The sequence below is a fragment of the Variovorax paradoxus genome (genome assembly GCF_022009635.1).
Classification (GTDB): Bacteria; Pseudomonadota; Gammaproteobacteria; order Burkholderiales; family Burkholderiaceae_C; genus Variovorax.
In genome coordinates this window covers 137,375-158,315 of sequence record NZ_CP091716.1, presented here as the reverse complement: position 1 = coordinate 158,315, position 20,941 = coordinate 137,375, and the positions used below count along the sequence as shown (strand labels likewise).

General features: G+C 67.3%; 20 protein-coding genes. 12 read left to right on the top strand and 8 right to left on the bottom strand.

Translation table 11 applies throughout. The features are described from left to right. The first annotated feature begins 26 nt into the window (after positions 1-26). The 3 genes from L3V85_RS00850 to L3V85_RS00840 are packed head-to-tail and all read left to right on the top strand — an operon-like array spanning position 27 to position 1,734. On the top strand, positions 27-512 hold the full coding sequence (locus L3V85_RS00850) for a RidA family protein (protein ID WP_237677552.1): 486 nt from the start codon (positions 27-29) through the stop codon (positions 510-512). Further along, positions 509-970: a GNAT family N-acetyltransferase gene (locus tag L3V85_RS00845; protein ID WP_237677551.1), complete on the top strand. Its 462-nt coding sequence runs from the start codon at positions 509-511 to the stop codon at positions 968-970. The genes L3V85_RS00850 and L3V85_RS00845 overlap by 4 nt, the downstream gene beginning before the upstream one ends. 8 nt (positions 971-978) lie before the next feature. After that, complete coding sequence (locus L3V85_RS00840) at positions 979-1,734, top strand: VOC family protein (protein ID WP_237677550.1); 756 nt, start codon at positions 979-981, stop codon at positions 1,732-1,734. 17 nt (positions 1,735-1,751) lie between these two features. Here L3V85_RS00840 and L3V85_RS00835 read toward each other — a convergent pair whose 3' ends face one another. Both L3V85_RS00835 and L3V85_RS00830 read right to left on the bottom strand, forming a co-directional pair. Further along, positions 1,752-3,146, bottom strand: a complete 1,395-nt coding sequence (locus L3V85_RS00835; RefSeq protein ID WP_237677549.1) for a sensor histidine kinase — start codon at positions 3,144-3,146, stop codon at positions 1,752-1,754. A gap of 7 nt (positions 3,147-3,153) precedes the next feature. Continuing rightward, positions 3,154-3,843 carry a response regulator transcription factor gene (locus tag L3V85_RS00830; RefSeq protein ID WP_237677548.1) on the bottom strand — a complete coding sequence of 230 codons (690 nt, stop codon included), beginning with the start codon at positions 3,841-3,843 and terminating at the stop codon, positions 3,154-3,156. A gap of 136 nt (positions 3,844-3,979) precedes the next feature. On the opposite strand from L3V85_RS00830, the gene L3V85_RS00825 reads away from it, so the two are divergent. From L3V85_RS00825 to L3V85_RS00805, 5 genes are read left to right on the top strand one after another with little or no spacing between them, the layout of a single operon-like run. Then, on the top strand, positions 3,980-4,840 hold the full coding sequence (locus tag L3V85_RS00825) for an alpha/beta hydrolase (protein ID WP_237677547.1): 861 nt from the start codon (positions 3,980-3,982) through the stop codon (positions 4,838-4,840). Between the two features lie 34 nt (positions 4,841-4,874). Further along, positions 4,875-5,180 carry a phosphopantetheine-binding protein gene (locus L3V85_RS00820; RefSeq protein ID WP_237677546.1) on the top strand — a complete coding sequence of 102 codons (306 nt, stop codon included), beginning with the start codon at positions 4,875-4,877 and terminating at the stop codon, positions 5,178-5,180. Beyond that, positions 5,177-6,460 (top strand): beta-ketoacyl-[acyl-carrier-protein] synthase family protein, encoded by a 1,284-nt coding sequence (locus tag L3V85_RS00815; RefSeq protein WP_237677545.1) that lies wholly within the window; start codon positions 5,177-5,179, stop codon positions 6,458-6,460. The genes L3V85_RS00820 and L3V85_RS00815 overlap by 4 nt, the downstream gene beginning before the upstream one ends. A 35-nt stretch (positions 6,461-6,495) precedes the next feature. Beyond that, positions 6,496-7,626, top strand: coding sequence for a sterol desaturase family protein (locus L3V85_RS00810; protein ID WP_237677544.1), 1,131 nt, complete (start codon positions 6,496-6,498; stop codon positions 7,624-7,626). 60 nt (positions 7,627-7,686) lie between these two features. Further along, positions 7,687-8,169: a GNAT family N-acetyltransferase gene (locus L3V85_RS00805; protein WP_237677543.1), complete on the top strand. Its 483-nt coding sequence runs from the start codon at positions 7,687-7,689 to the stop codon at positions 8,167-8,169. 10 nt (positions 8,170-8,179) lie between these two features. Here L3V85_RS00805 and L3V85_RS00800 read toward each other — a convergent pair whose 3' ends face one another. Then, on the bottom strand, positions 8,180-10,417 hold the full coding sequence (locus tag L3V85_RS00800) for a heavy metal translocating P-type ATPase (protein WP_237677542.1): 2,238 nt from the start codon (positions 10,415-10,417) through the stop codon (positions 8,180-8,182). A 135-nt stretch (positions 10,418-10,552) separates the two neighbouring features. On the opposite strand from L3V85_RS00800, the gene L3V85_RS00795 reads away from it, so the two are divergent. Both L3V85_RS00795 and cueR read left to right on the top strand, forming a co-directional pair. Continuing rightward, positions 10,553-10,750 carry a heavy-metal-associated domain-containing protein gene (locus L3V85_RS00795; protein WP_237677541.1) on the top strand — a complete coding sequence of 66 codons (198 nt, stop codon included), beginning with the start codon at positions 10,553-10,555 and terminating at the stop codon, positions 10,748-10,750. Beyond that, complete coding sequence (gene cueR / locus L3V85_RS00790; protein WP_237677540.1) at positions 10,747-11,145, top strand: Cu(I)-responsive transcriptional regulator; 399 nt, start codon at positions 10,747-10,749, stop codon at positions 11,143-11,145. Before L3V85_RS00795 ends, cueR begins: the two co-directional genes overlap by 4 nt. Positions 11,146-11,254: 109 nt before the next feature. On the opposite strand, the gene L3V85_RS00785 is transcribed toward cueR, so the two are convergent. Next, positions 11,255-12,214, bottom strand: coding sequence for a YcjF family protein (locus tag L3V85_RS00785; protein ID WP_237677539.1), 960 nt, complete (start codon positions 12,212-12,214; stop codon positions 11,255-11,257). Between the two features lie 577 nt (positions 12,215-12,791). On the opposite strand from L3V85_RS00785, the gene creB reads away from it, so the two are divergent. Next, positions 12,792-13,586 (top strand): two-component system response regulator CreB, encoded by a 795-nt coding sequence (creB, locus tag L3V85_RS00780; protein WP_237677538.1) that lies wholly within the window; start codon positions 12,792-12,794, stop codon positions 13,584-13,586. Continuing rightward, positions 13,583-15,034, top strand: coding sequence for a two-component system sensor histidine kinase CreC (gene creC / locus L3V85_RS00775; RefSeq protein WP_237677537.1), 1,452 nt, complete (start codon positions 13,583-13,585; stop codon positions 15,032-15,034). Before creB ends, creC begins: the two co-directional genes overlap by 4 nt. A 4-nt stretch (positions 15,035-15,038) precedes the next feature. Here creC and L3V85_RS00770 read toward each other — a convergent pair whose 3' ends face one another. From L3V85_RS00770 to creD, 4 genes are all read right to left on the bottom strand, one after another. Further along, positions 15,039-15,644: a hypothetical protein gene (locus L3V85_RS00770; RefSeq protein WP_237677536.1), complete on the bottom strand. Its 606-nt coding sequence runs from the start codon at positions 15,642-15,644 to the stop codon at positions 15,039-15,041. A gap of 85 nt (positions 15,645-15,729) precedes the next feature. After that, positions 15,730-18,132: a penicillin-binding protein 1A gene (locus tag L3V85_RS00765; RefSeq protein WP_237677535.1), complete on the bottom strand. Its 2,403-nt coding sequence runs from the start codon at positions 18,130-18,132 to the stop codon at positions 15,730-15,732. A 20-nt stretch (positions 18,133-18,152) separates the two neighbouring features. Then, the gene (locus L3V85_RS00760) at positions 18,153-19,445 is read right to left on the bottom strand and encodes a glycoside hydrolase family 3 N-terminal domain-containing protein (protein ID WP_237677534.1); all 1,293 of its coding nucleotides are present in this window, start codon (positions 19,443-19,445) and stop codon (positions 18,153-18,155) included. Further along, positions 19,442-20,905, bottom strand: coding sequence for a cell envelope integrity protein CreD (gene creD / locus L3V85_RS00755; protein WP_237677533.1), 1,464 nt, complete (start codon positions 20,903-20,905; stop codon positions 19,442-19,444). Before creD ends, L3V85_RS00760 begins: the two co-directional genes overlap by 4 nt. Positions 20,906-20,941: the final 36 nt, after the last annotated feature.

Sequence of the window (20,941 nt, the reverse complement as noted above, 5' to 3'; positions counted from 1 at the left end):
CCTCGCTCCCCGCCGCGCGCTCATCCATGGCCCACATCGAACACAAGCTCGCCGCCCTCGGCCTCGTGCTGCCGCCCACCATCACGCCGCCACCCGGCGTGGTGCTGCCTTTCGCCTTCGTGCGCTTGCTCGGTCGCCGTGCCTTCGTCTCGGGTCACGGCCCGCTCCATGCAGACGGCAACATCGCCACGCCGCTCGGCAAGCTGGGCCGTGAGCTCACGGTGGAACAAGGGTATGCGGCCGCACGGCTCACCGCGCTCGCGATGCTCGGGAGCCTGCAGCGTGCGCTCGGTGATCTCGACCGCATCACCGCATGGACCCGCGTGTTCGGCATGGTGGCCTCGGCGCCGGGCTTCGATAAGCAGCCGGCCGTGATCAACGGCTTTTCCGACCTGATCCTCGAACTCTTCGGCCCGGCGATCGGCATGCATGCGCGCAGCGCCGTGGGCATGGCGGAGCTGCCGTTCAACATTCCGGTCGAGATCGAGGGCGAGGTGGAATTCGAGGCATGAACGACACGAGCTGGACCCTGCGCCGCGCCGATGCGGCCGATGCATCCTCCATCACCGAATGCGCTGTGGAAGCCTTTCGCCACTACATTCCGCGCCTCGGCCTCACGCCATTGCCGATGACGAAGGACTACGGAATCGCCATCGCGAATGCGCAAGTCTGGGTCGCGACACAACAGGCGCAGACCGTCGCCGCGCTGGTGCTCGACGTCACGGACGAAGGCTTTCTCATCGACGTGATCGCGGTGCGTCCGCAGCACCAGGGCACAGGCGTCGGCCGCGCGCTGCTGGAGCTGGCGGAGCGCGAGGCATTGCGGCAAGGCCACGATTCGATCTACCTCTTCACCAACGAAAAGATGACCGAGAACCGCTCGCTCTACGAGCGCATCGGCTACGTCGAATACAAGCGCCACGTGCTCGAGCAACGCACCCGCGTGTTCCTGCGCAAGCCATTGAAGTGAGCCTTGCGATGCAGCTCGAACGCATCCATCACGCCGCCATCATCTGCGCCGATTACGCGGTGTCCAGACGCTTCTACACCGAGGTGCTGGGCCTGCGCGTGGTCGCCGAGAACCACCGCGCCGCGCGCGATTCGTACAAGCTCGACCTGGCCCTGCCGGACGGCTCGCAGATCGAGCTCTTCTCGTTCCCCGCCGCGCCCGCGCGACTCACGCGGCCCGAGGCACAGGGCCTGCGGCATCTGTCCTTCGAAGTGCACGACGTGCAGGCCGCCGCCGATGAACTCGCGGCGCAAGGCATTGCCGTGGAACCGCTGCGCACCGACGAATACACCGGCCGGCGCTTCACCTTCTTCGCCGACCCTGACGGCTTGCCGCTCGAGCTGTACGAAGCCGCGCCGCACGAAGACCTCGATGCGCTGTTGCTCAAACTCGAAGGCGCACTGCACTTGCGCGAGGTGCGCGCCGATGCTGCACAGCTCGAAGAACTGCTCGACGACGGCTTTCACGAACTCGGCGTTTCGGGCGAAATATGGACGCGCCCCGCGATCATCGAAGCGCTGCGCGACGAGACTTTTTCGCAGCGCACGATGGCGGACTTTCGCGTGATGCGGATGGCGCCCGACGTGGCGCTGGTCACCTACCGCGTGCACCGCGAGGCCATTCCCGAACGGCCCGCGGCGGACTCATTGCGCAGCTCGCTGTGGCGACGGCGGCATGGCCGCTGGCGCATGGCGTTCCACCAGGGCACGCCGCTCTCGCGCTGAATGAAAGCGCGAAGGCTTCAGGCCACTTCGCCGAACGCCACGCTCACGCGCAGGCCGGTCGGCTCGGCGGCCTCCAGGCGCAGCTCGGCGCCCAGCAACTCCGCATAGCGCGACACGATCGACAGGCCGAGCCCCGAGCCCTGCCCCAGCTTTTCGCCGGCCGGGCCCTGCGCCCAGCGCTGCATCAGGTCGCGCCGCGCCTCGATCGGAATGCCGGGGCCGTCATCGATCACGCTCAGCGTGCGGCCCGCCAGTTCGACCGTGATAGTGCGCCCGCCGTAGCGCAGCGCGTTGTCGATCAGGTTGTCGAGGATGCCTTCCACCAGCGCTTCGTTGGCATACACCACCACGCCGTCGTCGAGGCCGCGCGCGCCCAGGTCGACACCGCGCGCATCGGCGCGTGCCAGGTGGCGCAGCACCGTCTGCTCGGCCAGCACGTCGAGCCGCACCGGCACGCGCTTGAGTTCGGTGCGTGCCTCTTCGGCCAACGCCAGTGCCAGCAGCTGGTCGATCAGGTGGCTCGCACGCCCCTGCCGTTCGGACACGCGTTCGAGCTGCTCGCGCCATACGTTGGTGTCGTGCTGCGCGAGGCCGTATTCGGCCAGCGCGCGAATGCCCGCGAGCGGCGTGCGCAGCTCGTGCGCCACGTTGCCCACGAACTCGCGCTGCGCCTGCACGCTCTGGCCCAGGCGCTCGAACAGCGAATTGACCGCATTGCCCAAGCGCTGCAGCTCACGCGATGTCTGCGCCACCTGCACCGGCGACAGGTCGTGCACGTCGCGCCGGTCGAGCGCGCGCTGCAGGTCGGCCAGCGGCCGCAGGTCGCTGCGAATGCCGTACCAGAGCCAGATCGCGAGCAGCACCAGCAGCAGGATCTGCGGCGCCAACGCATAGCCGAGCAGCTGCCGCACCAGCGCGGTCCGGCTCAGCGTGGTCTGCGCAATGATCACGCGGTAGGGCATGCTGATGTCGGGCTCGGCGTCGTGCTCGAGCACCACGGCGCGCAACGCGCTGCCTTCGTAGGTGATGTCGGAGAAGCGGTAGCGCGAGCCGTCCACCGGCAGCGGCGCATTCAGGCCCGACTGGCCCGAGATCAACGTGCCGTCGAGCCGCTGCACCGCGAAGTACACCTTGTCGACCTGGTCGAACAGCACCGTGGCCACTTCGCGCGGCGTCAGCAGCAGCTCGATGCCGCGTTCACCGGCTTGCACGTTGGCAGAAAGCGCGTAGGCGTCGTCGAGCATGCCGCGGTCGAAGGCCTGCTCCGAAAAATAGTTGGCGATGACCAGCGCGATGACCGCACCCACCATCCACGTGAGCGCCAGCGGCACCAGCACATTGCGCAGCACCCGCCGCGTGAGCGACGGCGCGCGTTGCACGGCCTGTTGCGGGTCTGTGGGCTCGCCGGTCACGCGCGGATCACGCCTCGGCTTCGAGCAGGTAGCCGATGCCGCGCAGTGTGCGAATGCTGGCGCCGGTGCCCTGCAGCTTCTTGCGCAGGCGGGAGATGAAGGCCTCGAGCGCGTTGTCGCCGAGCGATTCGTCGAAGCTGGAGAGTTTGTCGGAGAGCGCTCGCTTGCTCACGGTGCGGCCCGGCGGGCTCATGAGTTCCCACAGCACTTCGAATTCGCGCGCGGGCAGGTCGAGCGGACCGCTGGTGGTGGAGAAGCGGCGTGCCTTGCGGTCCAGCTTGAGCTGGCCCAGCAGCACAATGTCTTCGGTGCCCTTGGCGCGGCGCACCAATGCGCGCAGGCGGGCTTCGACCTCGGCCAGGTCGAAGGGCTTGCCCAGGTAGTCGTCGGCGCCGGCGTCGAGGCCTGCAATGCGTTCCTCGGTGCGGCCGCGCGCGGTGAGCACCAGCACCGGTGTGCGGTCGCCGCGGGCACGCGCCTGGCGCAGCGCGGTGAGGCCGCTGGCCAGGCCGCTGGTGGGGCTGGCGGTGGCGGGCAGGTTGAGGTCGAGCAGCACCGCATCGAAGGGCTGCACGCGCCAGAGGTGGTCGGCATCTTCGACATTGGTCGAAACGTCGACCCGGTGGCCCGCGTCCGCAAGGCTGCGGACCATGACATCGCGCAGAACGGCGTCATCTTCGACAAGCAGAATTCGCATGGTGTTTGATTGGTTGGGGTAATCTGCCCTCACGAATGACGGGTCAGCAGCCGGTCAGTCGCTCCAGCGATAAACGCAACATGAGCATACGACAGCAATATGAACCACGGGCCATTTTCATGGCCGGCGCAACACGATGAGCGCACGCGAACCCTCCGATCTGTTGAGCATGGTGCCCCCCGAGGTGCAACGCACCGCCGTGGTCCTGCTGCATGGTCTGTGCAGCACGCCTGACGAGTTGCTGACGGTGCAATCGGCACTGCGCAGCCGCGGCTACTCGGTGCACCCGCTGTCGATCGAGGGTTACTCGTTCGATGCCGACGTGCCGCTGCAGCACGCCGCGCCGTTCGAACGCTGGATCGATGCCATCCAGGCCGAGGTCAAGGCGCTGCGCGCGCAGCACGACCGCGTGATGCTCATCGGCATCTCGGCCGGCTCCTCGCTCGCGCTGGGCGCGGCCATCCGCTGCGGCACCGACGTCGACGCGCTGGTGCTCATGTCGACCACGCTGCGCTTCGATGGCTGGGCCATCCCGCGCACCCAGTTCCTGCTGCCGCTGGCCTTCTACACGCCACTGGGCCGGCTCTGGCAATACCGCGAACGCCCGCCCTACGGCGTGAAGAACGAGCGCGTGCGCGCCTGGATCGAGCGCGAGTTGCGCCACCGCAAGGTGTCGCGCGCGGGCAGCTCGGTCATCGGCGTGGGCCATCTGCGCGAGCACGACCGGCTCATCCGCCACGTGCGCCGCAACCTCAACAGCGTGCAATGCGACAACGTGCTCGCGCTGCATGCCCAGCAGGACGAGGTGGCCAGCGTGGCCAACCTCGACATCCTGGCGCGCGGCCTGCGTTGCCGCGCTTTCCGCACGGTGGTGGTCGCGAACAGCTACCACATGATCACAATCGACAACGACCGTCAACAGGTGGTGCGTGAAACAGTGTCTTTTGCAGACGCGGTGGCGCATGGCACGATGCCCGAACATCCCCTGTACGCCTGACCCGACCGCCCACGCCTGAAAGGAAAGCATTCCCATGTCTTCTTCCGACTCCTCTTCGCCCACCTTCAACAGCATCGCGACGATCCTCGAGACCGACTTCCGCGTCGAGCGCTCGGCCATCTCGCCCGCCACCGCGCTGTCCGACCTCGGCCTCGATTCGCTCGCGCTGATGGAATTCGTCTTCGCCGTCGAAGACGCATTCCACCTGCGCATTCCCGAAGACCGCCTCGATCCGCGCGAAGCCGGCATCACGCTGCAGCGCCTGTGCGAAGTGATCGACGCCGAAAGCAGCAACGGCGCCGCCGCCAAGCCCGCTCAACCGGCCGAAGCTACGGCATGAGCAGCGGAGCCGCCCACGCCGTGCTCGCCGCTTCCGCCGCGAGCGCCGCATCCGCTCCGGTGCGCGTGAGCGGCCTCGGTTTCATCACGCCCATCGGCCGCACCGTCGAGGAGTTCGACGACGCCCTGTTCGCCGGCCGCTCGGCGGTTCGCGCGCAGACGCTCGAGATCAAGGGCATGGACACGATGGAGCTTGCCGTCGCCGCCTGCGATTTCGAATCGAACGGCGTGCGCAGCACCTCCCGCCTGCCGCTGGACCGCGGCACGGCCATGGCCCTGGCCGCCGCGCAGGACGCCGCCGCCGAAGCCAGGCTCGACCTGGAGACCATCGACCGCGACCGCCTGGGCATCTTCTGGGGCAGCGGCCTGGCCGGCGCCGGCACCTTCGACAACACCACCAGCGTGCTCTACGGCGAACAGCGCCGCATGCGCCCGACGACCGTGCTCACCGTGATGCCCAACGCCGCGGTGGCCGAACTGGCGCTGCACTTCGGCGCCCGCGGCTCGGCCATTGCCTACGCCTGTGCCTGCGCCTCGTCGGCCGTGGCCATCGGCGAGGCCATGCGCGCCATTCGCGGCGGCTGGATCGACGTCGCCATCGTCGGCGGCCATGACGCCATGCTCACGCCCGGCGTGATGGCCAGCTGGCACGCCATGCGCGTGATGGCGCCGCCGCCGGCCGACGCGCCCTCCTCCGCCTGCCGCCCGTTCTCGGGCGACCGCGCGGGCTTTGCCATCGGCGAAGGCGCGGCCGCGCTGGTGCTCGAATCCGAAGCGCACGCCGCCGCCCGCGGCGCCGGCGCCGCGCCCTTCGTGCTGGCCGGCTACGCCACCAACTGCGACGGCACGCACATCACCAACCCCGACACCGCCGGCCAGGTGCGCGCCATGCGCGCCGCGCTGCGCGACGCCGGCATCGAAGCCTCGGACGTGGGCCACATCAACGCCCACGGCACGGCCACCTCGGCCGGCGACGCGGCCGAAGCGGCCTCGATCCGCGAGGTGTTCGGCAACGCCACGCCGGTGAGCGCGACCAAGGCCATCCACGGCCACGTGCTCGGCGGCGGCGGCGCCATCGAGCTCATCGCGGCGCTGCGCGCGCTGGCCCGGGAAGCGCTGCCGCCCATCGCCAACCTGCAGACCCCGGACGCCGCATTCGACCTGGATTTCGTCCAGGGAGAGGCGCGCGAGGCCAAGGGAATCCGTTACGCGCTGTCCAATTCCTTCGCTTTTGGCGGCACGAATGCGGTCATCGTGGCCGGTCGCGCGGCCGAACGCTGAAGATTCGCTGAACACTTCCTGAAAAATCGAACGCGGTGCATCGGCTGGTTGTCTTCGTCGTGCCCGTGTTCGCGCTGCTCATGGCGTGCGAGTTCGCCTGGGGCTGGCTCAAGCGGCGCAACACCTACCGTTTCAGCGACACGCTCGGCAGCCTGAGCCAGGGCCTGCTGAGCCAGGCCCTCGCGGTCTGCACCCAGTTGTTCCAGATCGGCCTGTACGCGATGGTCTACCCGGCCGTCGCCATCTGGACCCGGCCCAGCTTCTGGGACAGCGCCCTCGGCTGGATCCTGGCCGTGGTGCTGTTCGACTTCTTCGACTACTGGCTGCATCGCGCGGGCCATGAGTCGGCGGTGTTCTGGGCCGCGCACTCGGTGCACCACCAGAGCCAGCAGTTCAACTTCTCCACCGCGCTGCGGCAGGAAAGCACCGTCGCCTTCCTGGGCTGGGCCTTCTACCTGCCGATGGCGGTGGTCGGCGTGCCGCCCGAGCAGTTCGGCCTGGCGGGGCTGATCGTGCTGGTCTACCAGTTCTGGATCCACACCGAGCACATCGGCAAGCTCGGCTGGTTCGACCGGGTGTTTTCGTCGCCGTCGAACCACCGCGTGCATCACGCGGTGAACGACGGCTACGTCGACCGCAACTACGGCGGCATGCTGGTCATATGGGACCGCATGTTCGGTACCTTCGCCGAGGAAACCGAACGCTGCGTGTACGGCACGCGCAAGGCGCTCGCGAGCTTCGATCCGCTGCGCGCCATCCTCGGACCCTATGCGCCGCTGCTGCGCGACGCTTGGCACACGCGTCGCTGGCAGGACAAGATCGCCGTGTGGTTCAAGCCGCCGGGCTGGCGGCCGGCCGACGTGGCGGCACGCTTTCCGGAAGCACCTTTTTCGCTGGAAGAAGCCATGCGCATCCACGATCCCCAACTGACACGCCCGCAGGTCGCTTCGGCCGCACTTCATTTCGCATGCTGGGTCGGCGTGACGCTGGCCTTCCTGTGGCGCGCCGACGACCTGGCCTTCCAGATCGGGCTGGCGCTGCTCGCGCTGGCGGTCGGGGGCTTCTGGTCCATCGGCGCGGTGCTCGACTCGAAGCTGCGGCTGCGCTGGGCCTGGGTCGCGCAAGCGGCGCTGCTGGCGGTTTCGGCGGTACTGCTTTCCAGCTGAGCGGCGCACGGCGCCTGCTCGCTATGCTCGGCGCTTTCCATCGCCCCGAGGCACTCCCCCATGCGCAGGCTCGCCACCCCGGAAGACATCGACACCGTCTTCGCCCTCTACATGCACGAGAAGGTCGTGCCCTACCTGGGCTACGACCCGATGCCGCTCGAAGACTTCCGCCCGATCTACCGGCAGCTGCTCGACGGCCGTGACTTCTTCGTCTACGAGCGTGATGGCCGCATCGCGGGCTTCTACCGCGCCGCGCGCTACCCGGGCCGGGTGCGGCACGTGGCCAGCCTTGGCACGCTCGCTGTCGATCCCGCGTTGCACGGCCAGGGCATTGCGTTGGCCATGGTGACCGACGCCATCGAGCGGCTCAAGTCGGACGGCGTCAAGCGCATCGAACTCATCGTCGAAAGCGACAACGCGCCGGCGCTGCGCTTCTACCAGAAGCTCGGCTTCGAACGCGAAGGCACGCTGCGCAAGTTCTACAAGCGCGCCAGCGACGCGGAAGCCATCGACGACCACATGATGGCGCTGCTGGTCGACTGAAAAAACCGGGTCAGGGCTTCCAGCGCCGCAGCAGCAGCGCATTGGCCATCACGCTCACGCTCGACAGCGCCATCGCCGCGCCGGCCACCACCGGACTCAACAGCCCGAAGGCCGCGAGCGGTATGCCGGCCACGTTGTAGGCAAAGGCCCAGAACAGGTTCTGCCGGATCTTCGCGACCGTGCGGCCCGAGAGTTCGAAGGCCTGCGCCACCAGCGCGAGGTCGACGCGCATCAGCGTGATGCCGGCCGCTTCCATGGCCACGTCGGTGCCGCCGCCCGAAGGCGCCATCGCGATGCCGACATCGGCCGCGGCCAGCGCGGGCGCGTCGTTGGCGCCGTCGCCGACCATGGCCACCACGTGCCCGTTCTTTCTCAAGGCAGCGACCTGCGCGGCCTTGTCGGCCGGCAGCACGTCGGCGCGAACATCTTCTGCGGCAATACCCAGCCGCGCCGCCATCGCCTGCGCGGCGCGCAGGTTGTCGCCGGAGATCATCACCACGCGAAGGCCGCGCGCGCGCAAGGTGCGAATGGCTTCGGCGGCCTGCGGCTTGGGCTCGTCGGCAAAGGCGAGCAGCGCCTGCACATGCGCCGAACCCGCGTCATCCAGCCGCAGCAGCGCGGACACCGTCGCGCCCTTGGCCTGCAGGCGCTCGACATCCGTCGCGTCGGGCATCGCATCGAGTTCGCGGCACCAGCGCAGGCTGGCGATGGCCCAGTTCGCGCCGTCGACATTGCCGCGCACGCCGCGGCCCGGCATGGCCTGCATCGCGCTCAATGCCGGAGCCTGCAGATTGCGCTGTGCGGCAGCGGCCAGCACCGCCTTCGCGAGCGGATGCTCGCTGCCGCCTTGCAGGCTGGCTGCGACCGCCAGCAACTTGTCTTCCGCCGCGATGGCGCCCGCCACCGGCAGCAGTTCGGTCAGCACGGGCCGGCCCAATGTCAGCGTGCCGGTCTTGTCGAAGGCGACCGTGTCAACACGGTGCGCGATTTCGAGCGCGCGCGCATCCTTGATGAGAATGCCGTGCTTCGCTGCAACGCCGGTACCGGCCATCACCGCCACCGGTGTCGCAAGACCCAGCGCACACGGGCAGGCGATGACGAGCACCGCCACCGCATGGATCAAGGCCGTCTCGATGCCCGCGCCTGCAATCAGCCAACCCGCCAGCGTGACGAACGCGATCACCAGCACCACTGGCACGAACACGGCCGCGACCTTGTCCACCAGCCGCTGGATCGGCGCCTTCGCGGCCTGCGCGTCTTCGACCAGCCGGATGATGCGCGCGAGCACGCTTTCGGCGCCGACCGCGCTCACCTCGATCACCATGCGGCCGTCGCCGTTCACCGCACCGCCGGTCAGTGCATCGCCGGGGCCCTTCGGCACGGGCAGCGGCTCGCCGGTGAGCATCGACTCGTCGACTTCGGACTGCCCTTCGATCACACGCGCATCGGCCGGCACGCGTTCACCGGGACGCACCACCAGGTGGTCGCCGACCATCACCTCGGCCAGCGGCACATCGCTTTCCTTTCCACGCGCGCCGACCAGGTGGGCCACCTCCGGACGCAACTGCTGCAGCGCACGGATGGCCGACGTGGCCTGGCGCTTGGCGCGCGCCTCGAGCCACTTGCCCAGCAACACCAGAGTGATCACCACCGCCGAGGCTTCGAAATACAGGTGCGGCATTTCTCCATGGCCGGCATGCTCGCCGGTGGCCGCGCGCCACCACAGCCAGAGCGACAGCCCGAAGGCAGCGCTGGTGCCCAGCGCCACCAGCAGATCCATGTTGCCGGTGCGCGCCTTCGCCGCATGCCAGCCCGCGCGATAAAAACGCGCGCCGAGCCAGAACTGCACCGGCGCCGCCAGCAACAGCTGCACCCACGGCGGCAGCATCCAGTCCTGCCCGAACGGGCTGCCGACCATCGGCGCCATCAGGGGAATCGACAGCAGCAGGCCGACGGCGACGGGGCCGAAGCCATGCCAGGGCGACAGCGCCGCGGCCTCGTCGGCCGCGCTTGCCGCCGCGCGCGGCTCGTAGCCGGCGGCGCGCACCGCGCGGCGAACGCGCACGTCGATGTCGTCGCCGGGCGCCGCCACGATGCGCGCCGATTCGGTCGCGAGGTTCACGCTCACGTCCTGCACGCCGGGCACGTTCTTGAGCGCGCGCTCGACACGCATCACGCACGAGGCGCAGGTCATGCCGCCGACCGAGAGGTCGAGCGTGGTCTGGGGTTGCTGCAGAAGGTTTTCCATGCGCCAAGGCTAAAGCCTCACACCATGGCAAGGTCAAGCGGAAATTTCCAGAACCCCTTTCCTGGACATTGACATCGTGAGAGGGTTCAAACTAAGGCCTTCTCCCCAATCACTTCTTCAACAGGAGCAAAGACGATGAGCCAGAAATTCCAGGTCTCGGGCATGAGCTGCGGCCACTGCGTGAACGCGGTGCAGAACGCCGTGCAGACGGTCGACCCCGAAGCGCAGGTGACGGTGGACCTGCCCACCGGCCATGTCGACGTGCTGAGCGAGCAGCCGCGCAAGGACATCGTGGCCGCGATCGAGAACGCGGGCTACACCGTCCAGCAATGACAGGCCGCGTCACCATCGGCGAGGCGGCGCAGCGCTCCGGCGTGTCGGCCCGCATGGTCCGGCACTATGAAGGGCTGGGCCTGCTGCCGGAAGTGGCGCGCACCGAGAGCGGCTACCGCCAGTACGACGACGCCGACATCCATACGCTGCGTTTCATCAAGCGCTCGCGCGACCTCGGTTTCTCGATGGAGGAAATCGCGGAGCTGGTGGGGCTGTGGCACAACCGCCGGCGCGCCAGCTCGAGCGTGAAGCGCATCGCCGAAAAGCACCTCGGCGAACTGGAACAGCGCATTGCCGACATGCAGTCGATGCGCAACACGCTGGCTCACCTGGTTCACTGCTGCCACGGGGACGCCAGGCCGGATTGCCCGATCCTCGACGACCTGGCGAACTAGGTACGCCCCCAGGCTTCGCGCACTTCGTGTCGCTGCGCCAACCCCCTCGCCGGGGGCAACACCGGTGGCCCGGCAAAGCCGGTTCCACGGTGTTCCTGGAAAAAACCGTTCAGGCGCCCCGCACCAATGACAGCACCTTGCCCGCATCCAGCGTGCGGGCCTTTTCCTGGATCGCCGGCAGGTACTGCGTCTGCAGGCTTTGCCCTTCCTTCACCACGCCGGAGAACGCATCTTTCAGCATCTGCGTCGAAAGCGTGCGGCCGCCGGCGTAATAGCGCTTGGCCACGTGGCCCAGCGCATAGGTCGAGGCGAAGCTCATTCCCGAACTCACGGCCTGGTTGCCCAGCCCGCGCAACAGGCCGCCGCCCACCTTGCCCAGCAAGCCGCCGAGCAGCTTGCGCCCTGCCTGTTCCAGGTACTGCGAGGTCAGGCCCACGCCGACCGTGGCCAGGAAATCCTTGATGTGGCCGCTGTCCAGCTGGTAGCCGTAAGCCTGGCCGATGCGGTAGACCAGCTTCATCTGCAGCGGAATGATCGCCATCGTCGACAGCGTCTCGGGCAGCAGCTCGAGCGCGCCGTTGAGGATGGCGGCGTTGAGGATCGATTTGTCGAGCTCGGCGCTGTCGGGTGAATTCGCAGCAGCGGTGGCCACCGCCGTGCCGGCCGCCGCGGCGGTTGCCGCCGTCGCCGCCACCGGCACCGCCGCGATTTCCTCCGCCCGCTGAGAAAAAACGGCCGCCGAGGCATCCAGCCCCAGCGAGGTGCGCACGTCCGCCAGGAACATGCGCTCCGAATCCGACTGCGTGCCGTCGGCGTCGCACACGCACACCGCCATTTCATAGGCGAGCTGCCGCGACTCGGTGCTCTTCAGTTCTCCCGCCACCGACGCCAGCGACACGCGCTTCATCAGCACGTCCTGGTAGAGCGTGGGCAGGTTCAGGCCGTCGGCCTGGGACAGACCTTCCGCGATCCGCTTGATCTCGGCGCGCTCGCGTTCGTGCTTTTCGCCGTCGACGAAGGCCGCCAGCAGGCTGAGGGTCACGATGGCCTGTGTTTCAGAAGGTGTCATTTTCGATATTTCGCAATTCGGAGGTGAAGAAGGGCTGGGTTTTCTTGCCTGCGACGGCGCGGCCTCATTCGGGCACGTTCTCCCCACAAAACTTGAGCAACTCTGTGGATAACGTTGGAGCTTTTATGTAGGGCCGTTGCAAGCTGTTGATTTACAAGGGAAATCTACAGACTGCCTCATTTTTGCGCAATGTATTTCCCTGCCCGAAAAACGTCTTTCGCAGATTTCCAAGGGGGTGTCAAAGGACAACTCTGGGGACAGTTGTGGCACAAGCCATCGGTTATCCACAGCGCGGTCGGGTTACCCAAAGTTGTTCATTTGCCGGGTACATCGCGAAAGCGCGGCTACGCACAGTGACGCGTGCATGACAAGTCGTTGTCACATAACGAAAAAAGCGGCATGTCCACAGAGGAGGCCGACCCTTATCTACTACTACTAATTTGAATAAGAAGAATAAGAAGATGGGAAAGGGACAAGCCTCGCCCGAAAAAAAAGCCGCGAAAGGCCGCGCCGGCCCCGGCGCCTTGGTCGAAAACCGGTCCTCCCGGCGCGGTCCCCCGTCGGTAACATCCGCGGGATGAGCTTCAAACCCCGGATCCTGATCGCCGAAGACGAATCGGGCATCGCCGACACGCTGCAGTACGTCCTGAAAAGCGACGGTTTCACGCCCATCTGGTGCGCCACGGCCGAGGAGGCGATCGCGCAGTTCGCCCAGGAACCGCCCGCGCTGGCCATCCTGGACATCGGATTGCCCGATCTCAACGGCTTCGAACTCTTCAAACGCCTCCAGGCGCTGAATCAGTCGATGGGCGGGCCGGAGGTGCCGATGGTCTTTTTGACCGCCCGCAGCGACGAAATAGACCGCGTGGTGGGCCTGGAACTGGGCGCAGACGACTACATTGCCAAGCCGTTTTCTCCACGCGAGCTGGTCGCCCGCGTACGGACCATCCTGCGGCGCAGTGCCAGAAACGCGTCAGGAAGCCCGGGAATGGCTTCAGCACCGAACCATGGGGTACCCCATCAAATCGGCACTCACGCGTCTCCAGCGACCCCCCAACCCCCTGCAATGCCGTTTTCGCTGGACAGCGAGCGGATGCAGATCCGCTATTACGGGCGCCTGCTCGAACTCTCGCGCTACGAATACGGCCTGCTGAAACTGCTGGTGCAGCGTCCAGGGCGCGTGTTCACCCGCGACGAACTGCTCGAACTGGTCTGGGACGACGCCAGCGACAGCTTCGACCGCACGGTCGACGCGCACATCAAGACCCTGCGCGCCAAGCTCAAGGCGGTTGCGCCGGATGTCGAGCCGATCCGCACCCTGCGCGGCACCGGCTATGCACTGAACGAAGAATTGCCAGCCAAGGCGCCGTGACCAGGCGCACGCGCATATTCATCGGCATCCTGCTGATCTACACGGCGGGCATCGCTTTCCTGCTGTACCGCGTGGTCTCGGACATCGACCCGCGCTACCGCGAGTCGGCGGAAGAATCGCTGGTCGAGACCTCGCAGCTGCTGGCCAGCCTGGTCGAGCAGGACGTGATCGCCGGCGCCATCAACACCGCGCGGCTCGAGCCGCTGTTTCGCACCGCCTATGCGCGCGAGTTCTCGGCGCAGATCTACAACCTGCACAAGAGCCAGGTCGAACTGCGCGTGTACGTGACCGACCGCAACGGCCGCGTGATGTTCGATTCGCTCGGCAGGCACCTGGGCGCCGACTATTCGCAGTGGATGGACGTGAGCCGCACGCTCGCCGGCCTTTATGGCGCGCGCACTTCGCGCGACGTCGACGGCGATCCGCGCACCTCGGTCATGTACGTCGGCGCGCCGATACGCTGGAACAACGAGATCGTCGGCATGGTCAGCGTCGGCAAGCCGGTGCAGAGCTTCGGCCAGTTCGTGGAAGACGCGCGGGCGCGCACGCTGTGGGTCGGCGTGGGCTCGGGGCTGGCGCTGCTGCTGCTGGCGGTGATCGTGTCGGTGTGGCTGGTGCGGCCCTTCGGGCTGATCCGCGACTACTGGACCTGGGTGCGCGCGCAGCGCACCCTGAGCCTGTCGCGCATGGTGCGCCGCGCCATCGACGGCGTGCGCAGCGGCTTCAGCGAAATGCGCGATGCACTGACGGGACGCAACTACGTGGCCGACTACGTGCAGACCTTCACCCACGAAGTGAAGAGCCCGCTCTCCGCCATCCGCGGCGCGGCCGAGCTGCTGCAGGAACCGTCGATGCCGCACCCCGAGCGCGAACGCTTTCTGAAGAACATCGAGCGGGAGACGCAGCGCATCCAGGAAATCGTCGACCGCATGATGGAACTCACCGCGCTCGAGACGCGGCGCGCGCTCGACCGCACCGAGCCCGTGGCGCTGGCTTCGCTGATCGACGACATCGCCATCAGCGCCCAGCCCGCGGCGGCCAAGCGCAACATCAGGCTGCTGGTGAACATCCGCAGCGAAGCCAGCACGGAAGGCGACCCCTTCTTGCTGCGCCGCGCGATCAGCAACCTGCTGGACAACGCGATCGATTTTTCACCGCGCGACAGCGAGGTGCTGCTCACGCTGGAAACCACTTCGAGGCTGGCGCGCGTGAGCGTGCGCGACCACGGACCGGGCATTCCGGAGTACGCGCAGGAAAAGGTTTTCCAGAAGTTCTATTCGCTGGCCAGGCCGGACAGCAAGAAGAAAAGCACCGGGCTCGGGCTGGCGTTCGTGAAGGAAATCGCGGCCTTGCACCGCGGGCGCATCGAGCTGGGCAACGCGTCGCGCGGCGGTGCGGTGGCGACGCTCACGTTGCCGTTGTTGTCACATCCGGGGCGGAGTCACTGAGCGCTTATTGGCCGGTGAGCGCAGCGTAGGCGCTGCGCGTTTCCGGGCTCACCGCATCGAGCAGTTGCTCGTAAGAGGTCTGGTGCCGCGCGAGCATGCGCGCCGACGCCACGGTCTTCGACTTGCAGTACCAGTGGCAGGTGTGCTGCATCAAGAAGAGCTCGGCCGACATGGTGAAGGCCTTGGACTTGGGTGTGCGGTTCGATTCGTTGCGCATCACGCCGGCAATGCCGCGCGCATGGATCAGCAGGGCTTGGCGGAAGTCGAAGCTCGCGGCCGGGAAGATGGTGGTGGCCATCGGGATTCCCACCGGCAGCTTGCTCACGCGCGTGAGCGGTTCGGGCAGGCGCGAGAACTCGGCGGCGAAGCTGTCGAACTGGCCCGCGAGCTTTTCTTCGGTGGAGTCGAGCAGGCTCCAGATCTGCTGGCGGCGTTCGGCATCGTCCTCGCCGAGGCAGCGCAGGTAGCCCGAAGTGAGGCTCTCCATCAGCTTCTCGATCTGGTAGCGGCCGAGGTGGCTGCCCAGCAGTGCGATGCGCTGTCGCTGGTCTCTGGACTTGAGGATGTAGAAGCCGGCGGCGATGAGCGCCACCAGAGTAAGAATTTCCATGGATGCGGGGGAATGAAAGAAAAAAGGCGGGAAGCAGCACCGAGTGTAGGCACCGCCATCCCGCCTTGTTTTTCGCAGAGCTGCGCTAGCGGAAGAAATCGAGGATCTTGTTGCGTTCCTCGGGCGGCGGGGGCGCGCCGATCGGCGCGCTCGTGAGTTCCTCGACCGGCTGCGGCGCCTCGGTGCTGTCCAGTCCCAGGCTGGCCACGTTGTGGCCCGGCGTGAAGTCGTCGAAGTACAGCTCGCCGTCGATGCGCACCACGCCCGGCGGTTCGGCCGGCTGCGTCATGGGCACGCCCTGCAGCGCGGTCTGCATGTAGCCGGTCCAGATCGGCAGGCTCAGGCTGCCGCCGGTTTCGCCTCGCACGCCCAGTTGACGCGGCGTGTCGTAGCCGACCCAGGCCACGCCGACCATGGTCGGCTGGAAGCCCGCGAACCAGGTGTCGAAGGAATCGTTGGTGGTGCCGGTCTTGCCGTAGAGGTCGTCGCGCTTGAGCGCCTGGTAGGCCTTGAAGCCGGTGCCGTTGCGCACCACGCTCTGCAGCAGCGAACTCATGATGAAGGCGTTGCGCTGTGGAATGGCGCGGCGCGATTCGTCGAGCACCGGCGGCTCGGTTTCCATGAGGACCTTGCCCTTCATGTCGGTCACCTTCGTCACGAGGTACGGGTTGACGCGGTAGCCGCCGTTGGCGAACACCGAATAGCCCACGGCCATCTGCATCGGCGTGACCGAGCCGGCGCCCAGGCCCATCGGCAGGTTGGCGGGCTGCTTGTCCTTGTCGAAGCCGAACTTCGTGACCCAGTCCTGCGCATAGGGCGCGCCGATGGACTGCAGCACGCGCAGCGTCACCAGGTTCTTCGACTTCATGAGCGCGGTGCGCAGCGGCATCGGGCCTTCGTAGGTGCCTTCGAAGTTCTTCGGCTCCCACGGCTGGCCGCCGTTGGCGCTGGGGTCGAAGTACAGCGGCGCGTCGTTCACCACGGTGGCGGGCGTGAAGCCTTTTTCGAGCGCGGCCGAATAGATGAAGGGCTTGAAGCTCGAACCCGGCTGCCGCCAGGCCTGGGTCACGTGGTTGAACTTGTTCTTGCCGAAATCGAAGCCGCCGACCAGCGCCTTGATGGCGCCGGAGCGCGGGTCCATGCCGATGAAGGCGGCCTCGACCTCGGGCAGCTGCGTGATCTCCCAGGTGTTCTTCGGCGTCTTCGCGACGCGGATCACCGCGCCGCGGCGGATCTTGATGTTGGGCGGTGCCTTGGCGGCAAGGCCCGACTGGGCGGGCTTCAGACCATCGCCGGTGATCTGGATGGTTTCGCCGTTGGCGCGCACGGCGCTGATTTCCTTCGGATTGGCATCGAGCACCACGGCCGCGATCACGTCGCCGTTGTCGGGGTGTTCGGCCAGCGCGTCGTCGACGGCCTCGTCGACTTCCTTCTGCTCGGTCGGCAGGTCGACGAACTTCTCGGGGCCGCGGTAGGCCTGGCGGCGCTCGTAGTCCATGATGCCCTTGCGCAGCGACTTGTAGGCGGCGGCCTGGTCGGCCGCGACCAGCGAGGTGTAGACCTTCAGGCCGCTGGTGTAGATGCTGTCGCCGTACTGCGCGTACATCATCTGGCGCACGGTTTCGGCCACGTATTCGGCATGCAGCCGGTTCGGGTCGGCGGCATCGCGCAGGTGAAGTTCTTCCTTCTTCGCCGCTGCCGCCTGCTCGGCGGTGATGAAGCCGGTTTCCTGCATGCGGTCGATTACGTAGAGCTGGCGCGCCCGCGCGCGGCGCGGGTTGGCCACGGGGTTGTTCGCGCCCGGTGCCTTCGGCAGACCGGCCAGCATGGCGGCCTCGGCGATGGTCACGTCCTGCAGCGGCTTGCCGAAGTAGGTTTCGGCGGCGGCGGCGAAACCGTAGGCGCGGTTGCCCAGGTAGATCTGGTTCAGGTAGATCTCCAGGATCTGGTCCTTGGTGAGCTGCTGCTCGAGCCGCAGCGCGAGCAATATCTCGTAGGTCTTGCGGCTCATGGTCCGCTCCGAGCTCAGGTACACGTTGCGCGCGACCTGCATCGTGATGGTCGAGGCGCCCTGCTTGCGTCCGCCCTTCAGGCTGGCGACGGCCGCGCGCAGGAAGCCCTTGTAGTCGACGCCGCCGTGGTCGTAGAAGCGCGCGTCTTCCACGGCCAGCACCGCGTCTTTCATGACCTTCGGGATGTTCGCGAACGGCGTGAGGTTGCGGCGCTCTTCGCCGAACTCGCCGATCATCTGGCCCTCGGCCGAATACACGCGCAGCGGCAGCTTGGGGCGGTAGTCGGACAGCGCCGAAACATCCGGCAGCTTCGGATAGATGGCGACCACGGCCACGATGGCGGCGACCAGCACCACCAGCGCGCCGGAACCCACCACCACGGCACCCCATCCGGCAATGCGTTTCCAGCGGCGGTTCGGATCGGCGGGCGCGGAACCGTCGTCGTCGGGAGGGGTGGAGCTTGAGCGTTTGGACATAGAAAGGAATTACTGGCTAGCTAGCGAGAAGATTGGAGCCGCCGCGCGTCGTCGCGTTCCGGCAACAGGAGATCGGGTGCGCCGCGCTGCGCGGCCTGCAGCGCGCAGTGCATGGCGTCGAAGTACTTGTCGTGGTCGTAGGCGATCAGCAGCAGATCCACCCCGGCGCCGAGGGCGCGGACGGTGGCGTCGCAAAGACCGCGGTTGTAGGCCGCGCCCATCGTGAGGTCGTCTGTGACGAGCAGGCCCTGGTAGCCCCACTCGCCCCGAATCACCTGCCGCACGATTCTGCGCGAGAAAGAGACCGGATGTTCCGCGTCGAGTTCCGGAAGGATCACATGGCCCAGCATGATCGCTGCGTCAGATTGTTTCGACACTTCTTGAAATGGTTTCCAGTCATGTGTTGCAAGCCGGGCCGCCGGCGTGTGCAGCACGGCGGCGAAATGATGGGTGTCCTCGGTCACGCCGGCCAGTCCCGGAAAGTGCTTGAGCGTGCCGCGAACGCCAGCCGATTCAAGGCCCAGCTCGTAAGCGAGCGCTACCTGTGCGGTGACTGCCGGGTCGGCCGAAATGGCGCGTTCGTCGATGCGGGTGTGAAAGTCCCAGCGGCCCGGCGCACGGCCGGGGCGCAGGTCGACCACCGGGCTGAAATTGAGCGTGATGCCTAAAGCGGCGAGCGCCCTGCCTTGTCGTGCGCCGTAGGCGTGGGCGCGTTGCGCGAGTTCTTCGTCGGACACGTCCGCATCGAGCAGCGTGGCCAATGCGGGTTGCGGCTCGACCAGTGGTGACAGCCGCGAGACGGCGCCGCCCTCCTGGTCGGTCGCGACCACCAGCGGCGGCAGCCCGGCTTCGCGGCGCAGCGCCTGCAGGCCGGCGATTTCATCGCGCAGTTCGGCGGCGGTGCGGCCTTTCACATTACGGCCGGTCACGAAAATGCCGCCGATCAGCCCCTTGCGGACGCGGTCGCGCAGCTGCGCCGCATCGTCATAACCGACGATGAAGCGCGCGCCGAGCGCCTGCGCCACGGGGCCCGACGCGGCTTCGACTTCGGCCCGGTGCTGGCGCGACGCAGCTTCGTTGCCCAGGGCCGTGAGCAAGGCCGCGAAGGCCAGGCCCAGCGCCACGGGACGCAGCCTGCCGCGCGCGAATCGCCATGCGACGGCGATGCCGGCTGTGAGCACTCCCAGCAGCAAGCTCAGTTCCCACTCGCGCATGAAACGCAGATGCGGGTCTTTCAGGTGCCACGCCCAGAACCACAGCGCGGCCAGGGCAAGCCAGCCCAGTGCTCCGGCGACGACCCGCAAGGCTTTCATGCCGGCGCGTTGTCCGTACGGCGCGAAAGCGCATACCAGTCGACCTTGCGCGTGACGAGCATCAGCACGGCCAGCATGCCGAAGATCAGCAACGCGCCCAGCAGCAGCGCATTGCTTTCCGATGCGAGCAGACCATAGAGCGCGCCATACAGCAGCGCCACGAAGGCACCGAACGACAGCCCGCGCCGCCAGCCTTCCAGCACCGCGCTGAAATACACGGCCAGCAGCACCACGCTGGCCGTCGCGGCACCGGCGTAGGCCATCCAGAACGCGAACTTCTCGGACAGCGCGAGCAGCAGCAGGAAGAACAGCGCGATCGACAGGCCCACCAGCCCGTACTGGATCGGATGCAGCCGCAGCTTTCGGAACAGCTCGAACATGAAGGCGGCCATCAGCACCAGGCCGATGAAGAGCGCGCCGTACTTGCCCGCGCGCGTGCTCATCGAATAGACGTTGATCGGCTGCGCGAGCGACACGTCGAAGGTCTGCAGCGGACCCATGTTGCGGCGCGGCGCGTTGGCGGTCGTGGCGTTCGCGCTGACCACATCGGCCGTGTCGCCGTCGGCGGGGCCGCCACGGCCCGAAAGACCGGAACGCACCTGCTCGCGCGCCGACGTGACGAGCGACGACACGCGCCAGTGCGCATCGAAGCCTTGCGGCGTCACGCTGCGCTCCGCCGCGAGGAAGCGGCCGCCGAAGCTCGGATGCGCCCAGGGCGAAGTGAGGTGCGCGGTGGTTTCCTCGGCAATGGGAGCGATGGCCAGCGTGTCCTGCCCGACGAGGCCGATCTTCATTTCGAAGGCGACCGGCGTGCCGGCCTGCCATGCGGCGAGCGCGGCGCCGGTGACGGGCGCGTGGATGCCGTCGGCGAACCATGCGTCGTCGGCCAGGCCGGGCACGCGCTGCCTGAAGCGAAGCGCCTCGCCGCCCATCACCATCGCGGGCGAGCCGTCGAGGCCGCGCAGGTCGCTCACGTTGAAAGCGATGAAGGGCGCCTTGAACTCGATCTTCGAATCGGTCTCGCTGTGCGACACGGCCTTCGGGTCGAAAGCGGCGAAGCCGCCGCCGAGCGTGGCGTTCAGTGTGTAGAACGGAATCCTGAAGATGCCGCGGTAGCGCTCCTGCGGCGCCATCGTGCCTTCGATGTGCAGCTTGTCCGGAAACACCACATGAGCCATTTCCTTGCTGCGCGGCTCCTGGCCGATCACCTTGCCCTGCGCGTTGCGCAGCGGTTCCATCCATCGCTCGACATACGGCACCAGCAGCAGCGGGCCGACCACTGTCTGGCGGCCGGCATAGGTGGCGGCGAGTTCGCGGGCCGCTTCGCGCTGGCTCTCGCCGCGCTCGCGGTTGATCGAATCGATTTCCGCCAGCGGAATGCACAGCAGCAACAGCAGGAAGAACAGGCCGGCCACCTTGACCAGCATCGAACTCTGCAAGGCCTTCAACAACTGAAGCATGTTTTTCTCTCCTCGTCTGCATCGGTATCGGTGAAG

What these genes read in the sequence shown, in the direction of transcription:
- L3V85_RS00805 (WP_237677543.1), top strand. Translation starts at nt 7,687, where the DNA reads ATGCGCAGGCTCGCCACCCCGGAAGACATCGACACCGTCTTCGCCCTC.
- creB (WP_237677538.1), top strand. Translation starts at nt 12,792, where the DNA reads ATGAGCTTCAAACCCCGGATCCTGATCGCCGAAGACGAATCGGGCATC.
- L3V85_RS00770 (WP_237677536.1), bottom strand. Translation starts at nt 15,644, where the DNA reads ATGGAAATTCTTACTCTGGTGGCGCTCATCGCCGCCGGCTTCTACATC.
- L3V85_RS00760 (WP_237677534.1), bottom strand. Translation starts at nt 19,445, where the DNA reads ATGAAAGCCTTGCGGGTCGTCGCCGGAGCACTGGGCTGGCTTGCCCTG.
- L3V85_RS00850 (WP_237677552.1), top strand. Translation starts at nt 27, where the DNA reads ATGGCCCACATCGAACACAAGCTCGCCGCCCTCGGCCTCGTGCTGCCG.
- L3V85_RS00840 (WP_237677550.1), top strand. Translation starts at nt 979, where the DNA reads ATGCAGCTCGAACGCATCCATCACGCCGCCATCATCTGCGCCGATTAC.
- L3V85_RS00830 (WP_237677548.1), bottom strand. Translation starts at nt 3,843, where the DNA reads ATGCGAATTCTGCTTGTCGAAGATGACGCCGTTCTGCGCGATGTCATG.
- L3V85_RS00795 (WP_237677541.1), top strand. Translation starts at nt 10,553, where the DNA reads ATGAGCCAGAAATTCCAGGTCTCGGGCATGAGCTGCGGCCACTGCGTG.
- L3V85_RS00800 (WP_237677542.1), bottom strand. Translation starts at nt 10,417, where the DNA reads ATGGAAAACCTTCTGCAGCAACCCCAGACCACGCTCGACCTCTCGGTC.
- L3V85_RS00765 (WP_237677535.1), bottom strand. Translation starts at nt 18,132, where the DNA reads ATGTCCAAACGCTCAAGCTCCACCCCTCCCGACGACGACGGTTCCGCG.
- L3V85_RS00845 (WP_237677551.1), top strand. Translation starts at nt 509, where the DNA reads ATGAACGACACGAGCTGGACCCTGCGCCGCGCCGATGCGGCCGATGCA.
- L3V85_RS00785 (WP_237677539.1), bottom strand. Translation starts at nt 12,214, where the DNA reads ATGACACCTTCTGAAACACAGGCCATCGTGACCCTCAGCCTGCTGGCG.
- L3V85_RS00815 (WP_237677545.1), top strand. Translation starts at nt 5,177, where the DNA reads ATGAGCAGCGGAGCCGCCCACGCCGTGCTCGCCGCTTCCGCCGCGAGC.
- L3V85_RS00820 (WP_237677546.1), top strand. Translation starts at nt 4,875, where the DNA reads ATGTCTTCTTCCGACTCCTCTTCGCCCACCTTCAACAGCATCGCGACG.
- cueR (WP_237677540.1), top strand. Translation starts at nt 10,747, where the DNA reads ATGACAGGCCGCGTCACCATCGGCGAGGCGGCGCAGCGCTCCGGCGTG.
- L3V85_RS00825 (WP_237677547.1), top strand. Translation starts at nt 3,980, where the DNA reads ATGAGCGCACGCGAACCCTCCGATCTGTTGAGCATGGTGCCCCCCGAG.
- creD (WP_237677533.1), bottom strand. Translation starts at nt 20,905, where the DNA reads ATGCTTCAGTTGTTGAAGGCCTTGCAGAGTTCGATGCTGGTCAAGGTG.